The sequence below is a fragment of the Streptomyces sp. MAI_2237 genome (assembly GCF_054189285.1).
The window spans coordinates 2825092-2840594 of sequence record NZ_JAJPGQ010000003.1 but is presented as its reverse complement, the minus strand read 5'-3'; the positions used below and the strand labels follow the sequence as shown (position 1 = coordinate 2840594).

General features: G+C 71.1%; 15 protein-coding genes. 3 read left to right on the top strand and 12 right to left on the bottom strand.

Features of this window, described 5'->3' with window-relative positions; translation table 11 throughout:
- Both LN251_RS23490 and LN251_RS23485 read right to left on the bottom strand, forming a co-directional pair.
- Window positions 1-1329, bottom strand: coding sequence for a class I SAM-dependent RNA methyltransferase (locus tag LN251_RS23490; protein WP_458246102.1), 1329 nt, complete (start codon window positions 1327-1329; stop codon window positions 1-3).
- A gap of 93 nt (window positions 1330-1422) precedes the next feature.
- Window positions 1423-3486: an APC family permease gene (locus LN251_RS23485; protein ID WP_458246101.1), complete on the bottom strand. Its 2064-nt coding sequence runs from the start codon at window positions 3484-3486 to the stop codon at window positions 1423-1425.
- A gap of 392 nt (window positions 3487-3878) precedes the next feature.
- On the opposite strand from LN251_RS23485, the gene LN251_RS23480 reads away from it, so the two are divergent.
- Both LN251_RS23480 and LN251_RS23475 read left to right on the top strand, forming a co-directional pair.
- A complete protein-coding gene (locus LN251_RS23480) occupies window positions 3879-4550 on the top strand; it encodes a potassium channel family protein (protein WP_058922490.1) in 672 nt (223 codons plus the stop codon).
- The gene (locus LN251_RS23475; RefSeq protein ID WP_058922491.1) at window positions 4550-5227 is read left to right on the top strand and encodes a potassium channel family protein; all 678 of its coding nucleotides are present in this window, start codon (window positions 4550-4552) and stop codon (window positions 5225-5227) included. Before LN251_RS23480 ends, LN251_RS23475 begins: the two co-directional genes overlap by 1 nt.
- Before the next feature lie 178 nt (window positions 5228-5405).
- Here the strand turns inward: LN251_RS23475 and LN251_RS23470 are convergent, their stop codons facing one another.
- From LN251_RS23470 to LN251_RS23430, 9 genes are all read right to left on the bottom strand, one after another.
- Complete coding sequence (locus LN251_RS23470) at window positions 5406-6146, bottom strand: DUF3159 domain-containing protein (protein WP_200699746.1); 741 nt, start codon at window positions 6144-6146, stop codon at window positions 5406-5408.
- A gap of 3 nt (window positions 6147-6149) precedes the next feature.
- Complete coding sequence (locus LN251_RS23465; protein WP_356188189.1) at window positions 6150-6548, bottom strand: OB-fold nucleic acid binding domain-containing protein; 399 nt, start codon at window positions 6546-6548, stop codon at window positions 6150-6152.
- A 93-nt stretch (window positions 6549-6641) separates the two neighbouring features.
- The gene (locus LN251_RS23460; RefSeq protein WP_458246100.1) at window positions 6642-7328 is read right to left on the bottom strand and encodes a response regulator; all 687 of its coding nucleotides are present in this window, start codon (window positions 7326-7328) and stop codon (window positions 6642-6644) included.
- Window positions 7325-9877: an ATP-binding protein gene (locus LN251_RS23455; protein ID WP_458246099.1), complete on the bottom strand. Its 2553-nt coding sequence runs from the start codon at window positions 9875-9877 to the stop codon at window positions 7325-7327. Before LN251_RS23455 ends, LN251_RS23460 begins: the two co-directional genes overlap by 4 nt.
- Window positions 9878-9999: 122 nt before the next feature.
- Window positions 10000-10695, bottom strand: coding sequence for an ABC transporter ATP-binding protein (locus LN251_RS23450; RefSeq protein WP_458246098.1), 696 nt, complete (start codon window positions 10693-10695; stop codon window positions 10000-10002).
- 60 nt (window positions 10696-10755) lie between these two features.
- Window positions 10756-11934, bottom strand: coding sequence for an alginate lyase family protein (locus LN251_RS23445; RefSeq protein ID WP_458246097.1), 1179 nt, complete (start codon window positions 11932-11934; stop codon window positions 10756-10758).
- Window positions 11935-12092: 158 nt separating this feature from the next.
- Window positions 12093-12860 (bottom strand): DUF3710 domain-containing protein, encoded by a 768-nt coding sequence (locus tag LN251_RS23440; protein WP_058922498.1) that lies wholly within the window; start codon window positions 12858-12860, stop codon window positions 12093-12095.
- A 1-nt stretch (window position 12861) separates the two neighbouring features.
- A complete protein-coding gene (gene dut / locus LN251_RS23435) occupies window positions 12862-13413 on the bottom strand; it encodes a dUTP diphosphatase (protein WP_458246096.1) in 552 nt (183 codons plus the stop codon).
- Complete coding sequence (locus tag LN251_RS23430) at window positions 13410-13994, bottom strand: PaaI family thioesterase (protein WP_058922500.1); 585 nt, start codon at window positions 13992-13994, stop codon at window positions 13410-13412. Before LN251_RS23430 ends, dut begins: the two co-directional genes overlap by 4 nt.
- A 58-nt stretch (window positions 13995-14052) precedes the next feature.
- Here LN251_RS23430 and LN251_RS23425 point away from each other — a divergent pair, with 58 nt between their 5' ends.
- The gene (locus LN251_RS23425; RefSeq protein ID WP_458246095.1) at window positions 14053-14526 is read left to right on the top strand and encodes a DUF3093 domain-containing protein; all 474 of its coding nucleotides are present in this window, start codon (window positions 14053-14055) and stop codon (window positions 14524-14526) included.
- A gap of 16 nt (window positions 14527-14542) precedes the next feature.
- On the opposite strand, the gene LN251_RS23420 is transcribed toward LN251_RS23425, so the two are convergent.
- Window positions 14543-15502 carry a hypothetical protein gene (locus LN251_RS23420; RefSeq protein WP_458246094.1) on the bottom strand — a complete coding sequence of 320 codons (960 nt, stop codon included), beginning with the start codon at window positions 15500-15502 and terminating at the stop codon, window positions 14543-14545.
- Window position 15503 lies beyond the last annotated feature (1 nt).

The following is a 15503-nucleotide window of genomic DNA, read 5'->3' as shown; positions in this document are numbered from 1 at the left end:
CTAGGCGCCCTTCGCGACCGGCTCCAGGATCGCCACGCACTCCACGTGGTGCGTCATCGGGAACAGGTCGAACGCCCGCAGGGTCCGCACCCGGTAGCCCCCGTCGCGGAAGTACGCGAGGTCCCGGGCCAGCGCCGCCGGGTCGCAGGCGACGTAGGCGATCCTGCGGGCGCCCAGGGAGGCCAGGTGCCGCACGGTGCCGCGGCCCGCGCCCGCCCTCGGCGGGTCCAGGACGATCAGGTCGACCTCGGTGATGCCCGTACGGGGCAGTACGGTCTCCACCTTGCCCTGCTCGATGCGGACCCGGTCGAAGTCGGCGAGGTTGTGCCGGGCGTCCTCGACGGCCCGCTTGCCGGACTCGATCCCGAGGACCGCGCCCTTGTCGCCGAGGCGGTCGGCGAGTGCGCCGGCGAACAGGCCCACACCGCAGTACAGGTCCAGCGCCATGTCGCCCTTGCGCGGCAACAGGCCCTGCATGACCGCCTTGACGAGGGTGTCGGCGGCCATCGGATGGACCTGCCAGAAGCCGCCACTGCCCACCCGGTGGGTCCGGCCGTCGGCCCGCTCACGGACGAAGGCGCGGCCGTGGACGCGGTGGATGCCGCCGTCCTTCTCCTCGACGCGCATCACGGAGACGGGCCTGTCCAGCTCGACCAGGGGCAGCCGCGCACCCGGCCGGGGCTCCAGGATCACCATGCGGTCCTGGGAGCCGGTGGCCGCGATCGCCTCGACGGAGGCCATCCCGGACCAGTCGCGGTCCTCGATGCCCAGCTCGCTCACGCCGGGCGCCGCGATCATGCAGTGCTCGATCGGCTCGACCTCGTGCGAGCGGTGCCGGCGCAGACCGGCGTGCCCGGAGGCGTCCACCGCGTACTGGACCCGCGTGCGCCACTGCGGGACCTCGCCGGCGGGCAGCTTGTCACCCTCGGCCGGCATCACCGTGCCGTCCCAGCCGACCTCCTCGGGCGTCAGCCCGGCGAGCCGCTGGAGCTGTTCGGCGATGACCTCGCCCTTGAGCCGGCGCTGGGCGCCGGGTTTGGCGTGCTGCCAGTCGCAGCCTCCGCAGCGGCCGGGACCGGCGTAGGGGCAGGGCGCCTCGATGCGGTCCTTGGACGCCTCCAGCACCTCGACGGCGTCCGCGCGCAGGAAGCGCGCGCCCTCCTCGCCCTCGGTCACCCGGGCGACGACCCGCTCGCCGGGCAGCGCGTGCCGGACGAACAGCACCTGGCCGTCGTCGGTGCGCGCGACGCAGTGCCCGCCGTGGGCGACGGGGCCGATCTCGACCTCGTACTCCTCCCCCACCAGCGACTTCTTCTCTTGTGCCTGCATGGTGGGGTGACTCCAGAAATGAGAGAGAACGACGGCCGGACAACAGCCCACCAGTCTACGTGGGTGTCGCCCGGCCGCTGACCGGCGAGGGGGTCAGCCCTTGCCGCCCGGGGTGCCCGAGTGCTCCTTGTGCCGTCCCTGCTCGGCGGGACCGCGCCGCACCGAACCGGGGGCGTTCCACTCCTGGCGCCTGCGGGCCCGCTTCTTCGCCGCCTCGGAGGACTGCAGCTGGTAGGGCACCGAGGTGACCATGATGCCCGGCGTGAACAGCAGCCGGCCCTTGAGCCGCAGCGCGCTCTGGTTGTGCAGCAGGTGCTCGTACCAGTGGCCGACCACGTACTCGGGGATGATCACCGAGACCGCGTCGCGCGGCGACTCCCGGCGCAGGCCCTTGACGTACTCGATGATCGGACGCGTGATCTCGCGGTACGGCGAGTCGAGCACCTTCAGCGGGACCTCGATGCCGCGCCGCTCCCACTCCTCCCTGAGCAGCTTCGTCTCCGCCGGGTCGACGTTGACGGTGAGCGCCTCCAGGGTGTCGGAGCGCATCAGCTTGGCGTAGGCCAGGGCGCGCAGCGCGGGGCGGTGGATCTTGGAGATCAGCACGACCGAGTGGACGCGCGAGGGGCGCAGGCTGTCGTCGCTCGGGCCCTCGGGCGCGGCGAGCTCCGCGGCCACTCCGTCGTAGTGCTTACGGATGGCCGTCATCGTCGCGTAGAAGATGCACATGCCCAGCAGCGCCACCCAGGCGCCGTGGGTGAACTTGGTGACGAGGACGACGACCAGGACCAGGCCGGTGAAGAAGGCGCCGAAGGTGTTGATGGCCCGCGAGCGGATCATGTGGCTGCGCTTGGCGGGGTCCTTCTCGACCGCGAGGTGGCGGTTCCAGTGCCGGACCATGCCGGTCTGGCTGAGGGTGAAGGACACGAACACGCCGACGATGTAGAGCTGGATCAGCCGGGTGGAGTCGGCGCCGTAGATCACGACCAGGAAGGTCGCCGCGCCGGCCAGCAGCACGATGCCGTTGGAGAAGGCGAGGCGGTCGCCGCGGGTGTGCAGCTGACGGGGCAGGTAGCGGTCCTGGGCGAGGATCGAGCCGAGCACCGGGAAGCCGTTGTAGGCCGTGTTGGCGGCCAGGAACAGCACCAGCGCGGTGGCCGCCGCGAGGATCACGAAGAAGAAGCTGCCCTTGCCGAAGACGGCCTCGGCGACCTGGGTGATCACCGGGTTCTGGACATATCCGGCGCCGACCGCGACACCGTGGTGAAGCAGGTCGGTGGCCGGGTTCTCGGCCATGCGGACCTTGGTGGTCAGGGCGAGGACGATGATGCCGCAGAACATCGTGACGGCGAGCAGGCCCATCGCGGCGAGCGTGGTCGCCGCGTTCTTCGACTTCGGCTTGCGGAAGGCCGGGACGCCGTTGGAGATCGCCTCGACACCGGTGAGCGCGGCACAGCCGGAGGAGAAGGCGCGCAGCATCAGGAAGACCAGGGCGAAGCCGGCCAGCCCCTGGTGCTCGGCCTTGATCGTGTACTGGGCGGTCGGCGCGTGCATCGTGTCGCCCAGCACCAGCCCGCGGAAGGCGCCCCACGCGATCATCACGAAGACGCCGCCGACGAACACGTACGTCGGGATCGCGAAGAGTTTGCCGGACTCCTTCACGCCGCGCAGGTTCATCAGGGTGAGCAGCAGGATCACCCCGACCGCGCACAGCACCTTGTGCTGGACCACGAACGGCACCGCCGAGCCGAGGTTCTCGATGCCGGAGGCGATCGAGACGGCCACGGTGAGGACGTAGTCGACGAGCAGGGCGCTGGCGACGGTGAGTCCCGCCTTGGCGCCGAGGTTGGTGGTCGCCACCTCGTAGTCGCCGCCGCCGCTGGGGTACGCGTGCACGTTCTGCCGGTAGGAGGCGACCACGGTGAACATCAGCACGACGACCGCGAGCGCGATCCAGGGGCTGAAGTGGTACGCCGACACACCCGCGATGGACAGGACCAGCAGGACCTCTCCGGGGGCGTAGGCCACGGAGGACAGCGGGTCGGAGGCGAAGACGGGGAGGGCGATGCGCTTCGGCAGGAGCGTTTCCCCCAGCCGGTCACTGCGCAGTGCGCGCCCGATCAAGATCCGTTTGGGCACGTCGGTCAGTTTGGACACAACTGAACATCGTAGGCGTTCGAACGGGTGCGCAACCACCCGCCACCCCAGATCTGCCCACCGGGTGAAATCGCGGACGGCTCCGGCTGCGGATTCCGCAGCTCAGCGCATGCGCGTGCCTATATGACAAACACCGCCCACTTTTCCGGCCGTCGCCGCTTCCTGGAGGTTCCATGCACGCCCCCGCAGAACTGATCGGTGCCGCTGCGACCCTCGTGGGCCTCGGATTCCTGACACTTGCGAGCGTCCGCAGCATCGGCCGTCGCTGAGGTCGCGGACATGACGGCAACCGTGCACGGGGCTCCCGGCGTCGTACCGCGCGTGTGTAGCTTGGTCGTCGGTCTGAGACCCTGATGCCGAGCAGTAGTTTTTTGGACACCGGAAGGACGGTCGTGCACATCGTCATCATGGGCTGCGGAAGAGTGGGTTCCGCTCTGGCCCAGACATTGGAGCAACAGGGGCACACGGTCGCCGTGATCGACCAGGACCCCACCGCCTTCCGCCGCCTCGGCCCGGGCTTCGGTGGCCGCCGGGTCACCGGCGTCGGCTTCGACCAGGACACCCTGCGCGAGGCCGGCATCGAGGAGGCCGGCGCCTTCGCCGCCGTCTCCAGCGGTGACAACTCCAACATCATCGCGGCGCGCGTCGCCCGCGAGATGTTCGGCGTGGACAACGTCGCGGCCCGGATCTACGACCCCCGCCGCGCGGAGGTCTACCAGCGCCTGGGCATCCCGACCGTGGCCACCGTCCGCTGGACGGCCGACCAGATGCTGCGCCGGCTGCTCCCCTCGGGCGCCGAGCCGCTGTGGCGCGACCCCACCGGCGGTGTGCAGCTCGCCGAGGTGCACGCCTCCGCCGCCTGGGTCGGCCACAAGGTCAGCAAGCTCCAGGAGGAGACGGGCATCCGCGTGGCGTTCCTGACCCGCCTCGGCGAGGCGATCCTGCCCACCTCGCAGACGGTGCTGCAGGAGGGCGACCTGGTGCACGTCATGATGCGCACCGACGAGGTCGACAAGGTCGAGGCGTCCTTCGCCAAGGGTCCCGAAGAGGAGGGCGGTCACTGATGAGGGTCGCCATTGCCGGTGCCGGCGCGGTGGGCCGCTCGATCGCGGGCGAGCTGCTGGAGAACGGTCACGAGGTCCTCCTCGTCGACAAGGCGCCGACCGCCATCTCGGTCGAGCGCGTCCCCCAGGCGGAGTGGCTGCTGGCCGACGCCTGCGAGATCACGTCTCTGGACGAGGCGGCGCTGCAGCGCTGCAACGTCGTCATCGCGGCGACGGGCGACGACAAGGTCAACCTGGTCGTGTCCCTGCTGGCGAAGACGGAGTACGGCGTCCCGCGGGTCGTGGCCCGGGTGAACAACCCGAAGAACGAGTGGCTCTTCAACGAGTCCTGGGGTGTGGACGTCGCCGTCTCCACCCCCCGCCTGATGTCGGCCCTGGTCGAGGAGGCGGTGAGCGTCGGCGACCTGGTCCGCCTGCTGCGCTTCAGCCACGGCGACGCCAACCTCGTCGAACTGACCCTCCCGGAGGAGTCGGCCCTGGCCGGCACGCAGGTGGGCGACGTCGAGTGGCCGGAGGACACCTCCCTGGTCACGATCATCCGAGGCACCCGCGTCCTCACCCCCTCCCGCGACGACTCCCTGGAACCGGGCGACGAACTCCTGTTCGTCGCCGCCCAGGCCCGCGAGGAGCAACTGGAGGACCTGCTGTCGGTCCGCCGGGAGGACGTGACGGACTAGCGGCGCCGCGATACGACGGTGAGGGCGCCCCTGGAATCGGATTCCAGGGGCGCCCTTCGCGTTCAAAGCCCGGCTGGGCGAATCTCAGCCCGTCCGGCGCTTGAGGACGAGGCCCGAAGGGCCGAGAGCGGGGGCCTGGGGGCGACAGCCCCCAGCAACGCCCACCGAGACGCAGAGCTCAGACCTCGCGACGGTGCCGTCCCCCCGCGGCCTCGGCCTTCTCCGCCTCCGCCGCGGCCTTCTCCTCCGCCTCCATCTCCGCGAACACATCGATCGGCGCGGGCGCCTTCGCCAGGAAGACCCAGGTCAGCCAGACCGCCAGCAGGAACGGCGGGATCTTCAACGCGACGAGCACCCAGCCCAGTTGCGCGGTGTTGGCCCACCAGTACAGCGGGAAGAGGATGGCGCACTTGGCCAGCAGGATCAGGCCCCAGGCCCAACTGGCCTTCGCGTACGCCTTCTTGCGGCCGGGGTTGCGGGTGCGCCAGGAGAGGTTCTCCTTGAAGACCGGGCCGAGGATCAGGCCGATCAGCGGCACGCCGCACAGGGTCGTGACGATGTACGCCAGCGCCAGGCCCAGCGTGTAGAGCATGCCGGGGAGGTAGAAGTCCTTGGCGTTGCCCGTCATCATCGCGAACACGACACCGAACGCGACGCCGAAGACGCCGCTGAAGGCGTGCTTGACGGTGTCCCGCATGACCAGCCGGACGACCACGAGCAGCAGGGACACGGCGAGGGCGGCGATGGCCGACCAGTGCAGGTCCTTGTTGATCGTGAAGATGGTGACGAAGAGGAGGCCGGGCAGCACCGTCTCGACCATGCCCCGCACTCCGCCGAACGCCTCGAACAGGGCGGCCTCGGTGACCGCCCGCGCGTCGTCGGCTTGAGTGTCTTCGGTCGGCTTGTCGAGCGACGTCACCGGCTACTCCCGTCCGAGGGGTCTCAGTTCGTATTTCGGATTGAACAGCACCCGGCGGCCCCGGCTCATCGAGATCCGGCCCGATGCGATCAGTTTGCGCCCGGGCTCTATCCCGACGATGGAACGCCGCCCGAGCCACACCACGTCCAGCGCGGCGGAGCCGTCGAAGAGCTCTGCCTCCAGGGCCGGGACGCCCGCGCGCGGCCGTAGGGTGACCGTGCGCAAGGTACCAGTAACCGTGACGATCTGTCGGTCGTGGCAGTCACCGATCCGCGTACATCCCGCCGTCGCGGCATCCTCCCGCAGCTCCTCGGACTCCAGGTCCTCCTGCGAGGAGGAGAGCCGGTCGAGCATGCGCCGGAACCGGCCCACCGGCTTTTCGGAACGAGGAACAGCACTCATATCTGAAGCGTACCGGGGTGCACTGCCACCTTCGTACCCGCGGGGCACCGCGCCGAACCGGCCCGCTCACCGCCGCTCCCGGGCCCGCAGCAGCTACTTCTCGAACCGGTACCCCATGCCCGGTTCGGTGATGAAATGCCGGGGATGTGATGGATCAGACTCCAGCTTCCGGCGGAGCTGCGCCATGTACACCCGCAGGTAGTTGGTCTCCGTCCCGTACGACGGCCCCCACACCTCCTGCAACAGCTGCCGCTGGCCCACCAGCCGGCCCGTGTTGCGCACCAGCACCTCCAGCAGATGCCATTCGGTGGGTGTCAGCCGGACGTCCCTGCCCCCGCGGTTGACCTTCTTCGCGGCCAGGTCGACGGTGAACTCCTCGGTCTCCACGGTCGTCACCTCGTCCTCGCCGGCCCCGACGGGCTCGGCGCGGCGGACGGCGGCGCGCAGCCGGGCAAGGAGCTCGTCCATGCCGAAGGGCTTGGTGACGTAGTCGTCGGCGCCCGCGTCGAGGGCCTCCACCTTCTCGTCGGAGGTGTGCCGGGCGGAGAGCACCAGGATCGGCACCCGGGTCCAGCCGCGCAGGCCGCGGATGACGTCGACGCCGTCCATGTCGGGCAGGCCGAGGTCCAGGACGACCACGTCGGGGTGGCGGGCGGCGGCCAGCCGGAGGGCGGTGGCGCCGTCGTGCGCCGCGTCGACCTCGTACTTGCGCGCTTTGAGGTTGATCACGAGGGCGCGCACGATCTGCGGCTCGTCGTCGATCACGAGCACCCGGGTCATGTGGCCTGCCTTTCCGGCTGTTCCTTCGGCGACAGTACGGCTTCCGTCGCGTGCGGTGCCTGCGCACGCAGGGTGAGGACCATGGTGAGTCCGCCGCCGGGGGTGTCCTCGGCTTCGAGGGTGCCGCCCATGGCCTCGGCGAAGCCGCGGGCGACCGCGAGGCCGAGGCCCACGCCGGCGCCGCGCGGGGCGTCGCCGTAGCGCTGGAAGGGCGCGAAGATGCGTTCCTTCGCCTCGTCGGGGACGCCGGGGCCGCGGTCGACGACCCGGACCTCGACCCGGTCGGCGAGAGCGCTCGCGGCGACCAGCACCGGCTTGCCCGGCGGGCTGTACTTGACGGCGTTCTCCACCAGGTTGGCCATCGACCGCTCCAGGAGCCCGGCGTCGACGGCGACCATGGGGAGGGTCTCGGGGACGTCCAGCCGGACGCTGTCCTCGTCCACCCCGACCAGCGCCATCGGCACCACCTCGTCGAGGTCTACCTCGCGGATCAGCGGGGTGACCGTGCCGGTCTGCAGGCGGGACATGTCGAGGAGGTTGCCGACGAGGTGGTCGAGGCGGTCGGAGCCCTCCTCGATGCCCTCCAGCAGTTCCGCCCGGTCCTCCTCGGACCAGGCCACGTCGTCCGAGCGCAGGGACGACACGGCGGCCTTGATGCCGGCGAGCGGGGTGCGCAGGTCATGGCTGACGGCGGCGAGCAGGGCCGTGCGGATCCGGTTGCCCTCGGCCAGCGCGCGGGCCCGGTCGGCCTCCTCCCGCAGGCGCCGGCGGTCCAGCACGACGGCGGCCTGCGCGGCGAACGCGGCCAGGACCCGGCGGTCCTCGGCGGGCAGCACCCGGCCGGTCAGGGCCAGCGCCATGTGGTCGCCGACCGCCACGTCCACGTCGGCCTCCTCCGGCCGCCCGACCGGCGGTCCGGTGCCGGCCCGGCCCGCACAGGTCCAGGGGTCGTGGTCGCCGGAACGTTCCAGCAGGGCCGCCGAGTCCATCCCGAAGGTCTCGCGCACCCGCTCCAGCAGTTCCTCAAGGCCGGTCTCGCCGCGCAGCACGTTGCCCGCGAGGAAGGACAGGATCTCCGACTCGGCGCGCAGCCGGGCCGCCTGGTGGGTGCGGCGGGCGGCGAGGTCGACGACCGAGGCGACGGAGGCCCCGACGGCCACGAAGATGACGATGGCGACGATGTTCTTCGGGTCGGCGATGGTCCAGCGGTGCAGGGGCGGTGTGTAGAAGTAGTTCAGCAGCAGCGAGCCCACCGCCGCCGAGGCCAGCGCGGGCAGCAGACCGCCGAGCAGCGCCGCCGCGACCGTCACCGACAGGAACAGCAGCATGTCGTTGGCGAGGCCGAGGTGGACGGTGGAGAGCAGCACGGCCATGATCGCGGGGCCGGCCATCCCGACCACCCAGCCCCAGATGATCCGGGACCGCCCCAGCCGGGCGCCGCGTGCCACGGGCAGCCCGCGCCCCTTGCCGGCCTCGTCGTGCGTGATGAGGTGGACGTCGAGGTCGGTGCCGGAGTCCCGGGCCACGGTGGCGCCGACGCCGGGCCCGAGCACGTACTGCCAGCTCTTGCGGCGCGAGACGCCGAGCACGATCTGGGTGGCGTTGACCCCGCGGGCGAAGGCGAGCAGGGCGGCCGGGATGTCGTCGCCCACGACGTGGTGGAAGGTGCCGCCCAGGTCCTCGACGAGGGTGCGCTGCACGGCCAGTTCGTCGGGCGAGGCGGACGTCAGGCCGTCGCTGCTGGCTATGTAGACCGCCAGCACCTCGCCGCCCGCGCCCTTCTCGGCCAGCCGTGCGGCCCTGCGGATCAGCGTGCGTCCCTCCGGGCCGCCGGTCAGCCCGACCACGATCCGCTCCCGCGAACCCCAGATCTTCGACACCCGGTGCTCGCTGCGGTAGCGCTGGAGGTACTCGTCGACCCGGTCGGCCACCCACAGCAGCGCCAGTTCGCGCAGGGCGGTGAGGTTGCCGGGGCGGAAGTAGTTGGACAGGGCCGCGTCGACCTTGTCGGGGGTGTAGATGTTGCCGTGCGCCATACGGCGGCGCAGGGCCTCCGGTGACATGTCGACCAGCTCGATCTGGTCGGCCCTGCGCACCACCTCGTCCGGCACGGTCTCCCGCTGCCGTACCCCGGTGATGGACTCGACGACGTCGCCGAGTGACTCCAGGTGCTGGATGTTGACGGTCGAGACGACGTCGATGCCGGCCGCGAGGAGTTCCTCCACGTCCTGCCAGCGCTTGGCGTTGCGGGAGCCGGGGACGTTGGTGTGGGCGAGTTCGTCGACCAGGGCCACGGCGGGTGCGCGGCGCAGTACGGCGTCGACGTCCATCTCGGTGAAGAGGGCCCCGCGGTGCTCCAGGGCGCGGCGCTCGACCTGCTCCAGGCCGTGCAGCAGCACCTCGGTGCGCGGCCGGCCGTGGTGTTCGACGAAGGCCACCGCGCAGTCGGTGCCGCGTTCGACGCGCCGGTGCGCCTCGGCGAGCATGGCGTACGTCTTGCCTACGCCCGGTGCCGCACCGAGGTAGATCCGAAGCTTGCCGCGTCCCATGGCCTCATTGTCTTCCGGTCACTGTCGCCCACGCAGCGTCGACCTTACGGCCAACAATCGCGGCATATCGTCCCGTGACCGGCCAGGAGGCCGTCTTTGACGCGACTCTGACGCGCGGCGCCTCAGTGCTCGACGATCTCGCCGTCGCTCAGCTCCAGCACCCGGTCGGCGAGGTCGAGCAGGGTCGCGTCGTGCGTGGCGACCAGCGCGGTGACGTTCTCGCTGTGGACGACGGCGCGCAGCAGCTGCATGACGGCGTGCCCGGTCTCGGCGTCCAACTGGCCGGTGGGCTCGTCGGCGATGAGCAGCGCGGGGCTGTTGGCGAGGGCGCGGGCGATGGCGACCCGCTGCTGCTGGCCGCCGGAGAGCTCGCCGGGCCGCTGCCCGGCGTGGTCGGCGAGGCCCACCAGGGCGAGGAGCAGTTCGACCCGCTCCTCGCGCTCGCGGACCTCGGCGCGACGCAGCCGCAGGGGGACGCCGACGTTCTCGGCGGCGGTGAGGATGGGGATGAGCCCGAAGGACTGGAAGACGAAGCCGATGCGGTCCCGGCGCAGAGCCAGCAGGCCGTCCTCGCCGAGCTGCGCCAGGTCCAGGCCGTCGACGACGATCCTGCCCTCGTCGGGTGCGTCGAGGCCGCCGACGATGTTGAGGAGCGTGGTCTTGCCCGAGCCCGAGCGGCCCTTGAGGGCGACGAGCTCGCCGCGCGGGATGTCTAGGCAGACGCCGCGCAGCGCGTGGACGGCGGCGGCTCCGCGCCCGTAGGTCTTGTGGACGTTCTCGACGCGCACCATGGTCTCGGTGACCACCTGGCTGCCCATGTCTTCTCCCCCGTCGGCCGGGCGCCAGTATCGCCGCCGGCGCCCGGCCGATCAACGGGTTCAGGCGGGGTTGTCGCCGTGGGTGAGGGTCTCCCAGGCGAGGAAGAGGTTGTTGCTGCCGGCCGGGCGCTGCTGCTGGGTCAGCGTCTGGGTGTTCGTCATGGCGATGCCCAGCCGGTTGTGGAGGGCGTTGTAGCCGACCTCCGTGACGGGGCCGAGGCCGAGGTTCAGCGATCCGCCGCACAGCCGGCTGGGGACGGCCGCGCCGAGCTGGTACGTGGACTGGAAGCCGAGGGCCTGGCGCAGCCGTTCGCCGACGTCGGTGCCGTAGAGGTCCTGGCCCTGGATGCGGCTGGTCTCGGCGATGTGCGAGATCGCGGAGATGCCGTACCCGGTGTGGGTGAAGTCGCGGCAGGTCTCCTGGGTGAGGCCGGTGACGAAGGTGGACTGGCCCTGCCAGTAGTTGACGATCTTCGCCTTGGTGTCGAGGTTCTGGCTGGGGACCGTCTTGGGCAGGTCGCCGTCGGAGGAGAGGTAGACGTAGGCGGCGGTGCGGGTGCGGAACTTCGCCATGGCCTTGTCGTACGACGTCTTGTCCTCCAGGAAGACCGAGATGCCGACGGCGGCCTCCATCATCGACAGCTCCCAGTTGCCGTTGGAGTTCGAGCCGTTGATCACCTCGGGGAGGTAGACGTCGCGGAGCATGGTCGCGAAGCGGCCGGAGTTCGCCCAGCCCCCGGTGTAGGTGTACTTGATGATCTCGGCGGCCTTCGGCCAGGAGGAGCCGGCCCAGCCGGTCTGCAGGGGCGCGTTGCTGTTGGTGTGCTCCTTGATCACGGCGGACCAGGCGTCCATGAGCTGGATCGACTTCTTGGCGTACCGGTCGTCGCGGGTGATGTACCAGGCGAGGGCGTCGGTGTAGGCCGCGATCGCGTCCTGGCGTTCGTCCGTGCACCCGTGGTCGGGGTTGGAGTAGGAGCCGCACTCGACCGTGGCCCGCGGTTTCGGCGTCCGGTTCAGGTCGGCGTACTTGCTCGCCATCATCTGGTCGAAGGCGCCCTTCCAGGGCTGGGCGCCGGAGTTCACCTTGCCGCGGGCTAAGTCCAGCTGGGCGGCGGAGACGGTGACGCCGGGGTGGACGAAGGCGGTGGGGGCGGCCTCGGCGGGACGGGCGGCGGGCCAGGTAATCATGCCCACGACAAGGGCGGAGACGGATGCGAGGAGAGCGGTTCTGCGCATAGGGTGAGGGCTCCCTTTCTCGTATGTGAACGCCAAGCGCCTTTATGAACAAGCGCGTTGGATCGAGACGGTAGGTACAGACCAAGGGAGCGTCAAGAGGTCACGCATATGAAAGAGCCGCACCCCTCGGGGTGCGGCTCCCAGGAAACTCTCGTCGGCTAGCGGACCTCGGTGATCTCCGGACCGCGCTGCAGCTGGCCCATGCCGCCGGAGAAGCGCGAGGACTCCTCCTGCTGGACACCCTCGGGGACCATCTGCGCGTCGTTCGGCAGCTTCAGGACGATCGGGTCGCGCGGCGCCATCGGACCCTCGCCGCGGACGACGACCGTGTCCCGGAAGATCTGCTCGAGCAGCCCGGCCGCCTGCGGCTGCACCGCGCCCTGGCCCGAGATCACGCCCCGGAGGAACCAGCGGGGACCGTCCACGCCGACGAACCGGACGACCTGGAAGCCGCCCGTGCCGTCCGGCAGCTGCACCGGCACCTGGGCGCGCAGTTCCCACCCGAGGGGGCCCTCGACCTCGTCGACGATGCCACCCTGCTGGGTGATGCCGGTGCCGATCTCCTCGCGCACCTCGCCCCAGATGCCCTCGCGCTTGGGGGCGGCGAAGGCCTGCAGCTGGATGGCGCTGTCGCGCAGCACCACGGTCGCGGCGACGATCGCGTCCCCTGCCACCTCTACGCGCAGCTCCATGCCGTCGACACCGGGCACGAAGAGTCCGCCCAGGTCCACGCGGCCCTCGGCGGGGTCGCGCACCTCGGTGCTGTCCCAGGGTCCGTCGGGCCGCGGCTCGGGCTCCAGCCGCACGCGCTCGCGCTCGGCCTCCTCCGCCACGTCGTCCGCCTCAGTGTCGACACTGTCGACGACCTGCTCGGCCTCGCCGGCCGCGTCGTCGGCGGCACCCTTCTTCTTGCGACGTCCGAACACGTCACTGTCCTTCCCGGTCGGATACGACCGAAGCGTATCGATTCCCACCCGTAGTGCCGCCCACGGCGGCCTGACCGCTTGTGCTGTTCTCACCGGTCACCGCCGCATGTCCTCCGGTGGACCCGAAGCCCCCTTCGGCCCGCGCCGAGCCGGGAAGCTCCGCCACCTCCTGGAAGCGGACCTTCTCGACCTGCTGGACGACCAGTTGGGCGATCCGGTCGAAGCGCTCGAACCGTACGCTCTCGCGCGGGTCGAGGTTCACCACGATCACCTTGATCTCCCCACGGTACCCGGCATCAACCGTCCCCGGGGCATTCACGAGAGCGACACCGCAGCGGGCGGCGAGACCGGATCGGGGGTGCACGAAGGCCGCGTACCCCTCCGGGAGGGCGATCGACACCCCGGTGGGCAGCACGGTCCGCTCGCCGGGCGCCAGTTCGCACGCCTCGGTGGTGCGCAGATCGGCTCCCGCGTCGCCGGGGTGCGCATACGACGGAAGCGGTACGTCCGCATCGACGCGCCGGATCAGCACGTTCACGGGGTCACGGCTCACGGGTTCACCTCGAAGGCGCGGGCACGCCTTTGCTGATCGGGGTCGCTCATGGCGGCCTGGATCTCCTCGGGACGGCCGTTGTCGATGAAGTGATCGACCTTGACCTCGATGAAGAGGGCGTCGGCGCGGACCGCGACCGGGCCCTCGGGGCCGTCCAGCCGCCCGACGGCGGTCGAGTAGATCTTGCGGCCCGCCACCGCCGTGACCTCCGCCGTCAGGTGCAGGGTGGTGCCGACCGGCACCGGCCGCACGAAGTCCGTCTCCAGCCGGCCCGTCACGGCGATGGTCCGCAGCAGCCAGTTCAGGGAGCCGAGCGTCTCGTCCAGCGCGGTCGCGAGCACCCCGCCGTGCGCGAGGCCGGGGGCGCCCTGGTGAGCGGGCTGCACGGTGAACTCGGCGGTGATCGTGACGCCTTCGCCGGCCCGGGCCTCCAGGTGGAGGCCGTGGGGCTGCTCGCCGCCGCACCCGAAACACTGTCCGTAGTGCGCGCCGAGGAGCTCGCCGGGGGCGGGAGCATCGGGGTGCCGTACGGGTCGGACCGCGTCGGCGGGAGGCTGGAGAGCTGCGGAAGTACCACTCACAGCCGCAGACCTTACCCGCGCGTCGGCCATATCCGGACACCGTGCCAAGCTTGGCTCCATGCAGCTCTCCACCGCCCCTTACGAAGAACGCCTCACCGCCCCCCGCTCCTGGTGGGTCGTCTCGTTCCTGATCGGTGTCTCCTTCGCCCTGATCCTGCTGCCCTTCGGCACGCTGCCCCTGCTCGGCGGCCTGGTCGGCGGTACGGCGGCCGCGGCGGTCGTGGCGAGCTCCTACGGGTCGGTCCGCATCCGTGTGGTGGGCGGCTCGCTCATCGCGGGCGAGGCGAAGGTCCCGGTCACGGCGCTGGGCGAGGCGGAGATGCTGGAGCCGGAGGAGGCGCGGGCCTGGCGCACCTACAAGGCGGACACGCGCGCGTTCCTGCTGCTGCGCGCGTACATCCCGCGGGCGCTGAAGGTGGAGGTCACGGACCCCGAGGACCCGACGCCCTACCTGTACCTGTCGACGCGGGAGCCCGAGCGGCTCGCCGAGGCCATCAAGACGGCCCGGGAAGCGGCCGCACAGGGCCTGTGAGGCAGCCGGCGGGGCGCTAGCCCAGAGCGCCGTCCTCCAGCTCCAGCGGGTGCCTCGGCGCCTCCAGGGGCGGTTGCTCGGGCAGCGCGTCCCAGGGCACCTGGATGGTGCGCAGGTCCTTGCGGATGCGCTCGGCGAGCCTTCTGGTGTCCCTGCGGTTCATGACCGCGCCCACGGCGGCGCCGACCATGAAGGGCATCAGGTTGGGCAGGTCGCGCACCACACGCTTCATGATCTGCTGGCGCATCTGCTGCTTCATGCGGGTGTTGACCGCGCCGCCGAAGCTCGACGGCTTCATCACGTCGACCCCGCGCTCCCCCGACCAGGAGTTCAGGTAGGCGGTGGTGCGCTCCTTGAGGTTGCCGGGCGGGCGTACGCCGTAGACCTCGTGGAGTTCGGCGATCAGCTTCAGCTCGATCGCGGCCACGCCGGTGATCTCGGCGGCCAGTTCGGTCGGCATGGCGGGTGGCACCGGCAGCATGGCGGCGGCTCCGACGCCCGCTCCCACCGTCGCGGTGGCGCTCGCCGCGCCCGCGACGAGCTTGTCGGCGAGCTGCTCGGGTCCCAGCCCCGGGAACTGCCTGCGGAGCGTCGCGAGGTCGCGTACGGGGATCCGCGGGGCGTTGTCGATGATCCGGTCGGCGAGGTACGCCAGGCCCGCCCGGGCCCGGCTGCCGCTCTTGCGGACGCCTTCGCGCGCCATGTCACGCAAGGCCGCGGCCTTCCCCCGGCCACGGCTGCGCTGGGCCGGGGGGACTCCCGTCCGTGCGACGGGCGCGGGCTCGTTCTGGTACGGCTCCGGGAGGTCAGCCCGGTCGGCCGATGCGAGCGAGGCAGATCCGGCGATCCCGGTGTTCCCGGGTGTCGTACCGGATGAGCCCCGCTCGTCGTCACGCGCGTGGGGACCCTCCATCGGTCCCTTGTCCGCTCCCGGCAGGAGGAAGCGGCGCTTCCGAGGTGGGGTCGAGCCAGTCACG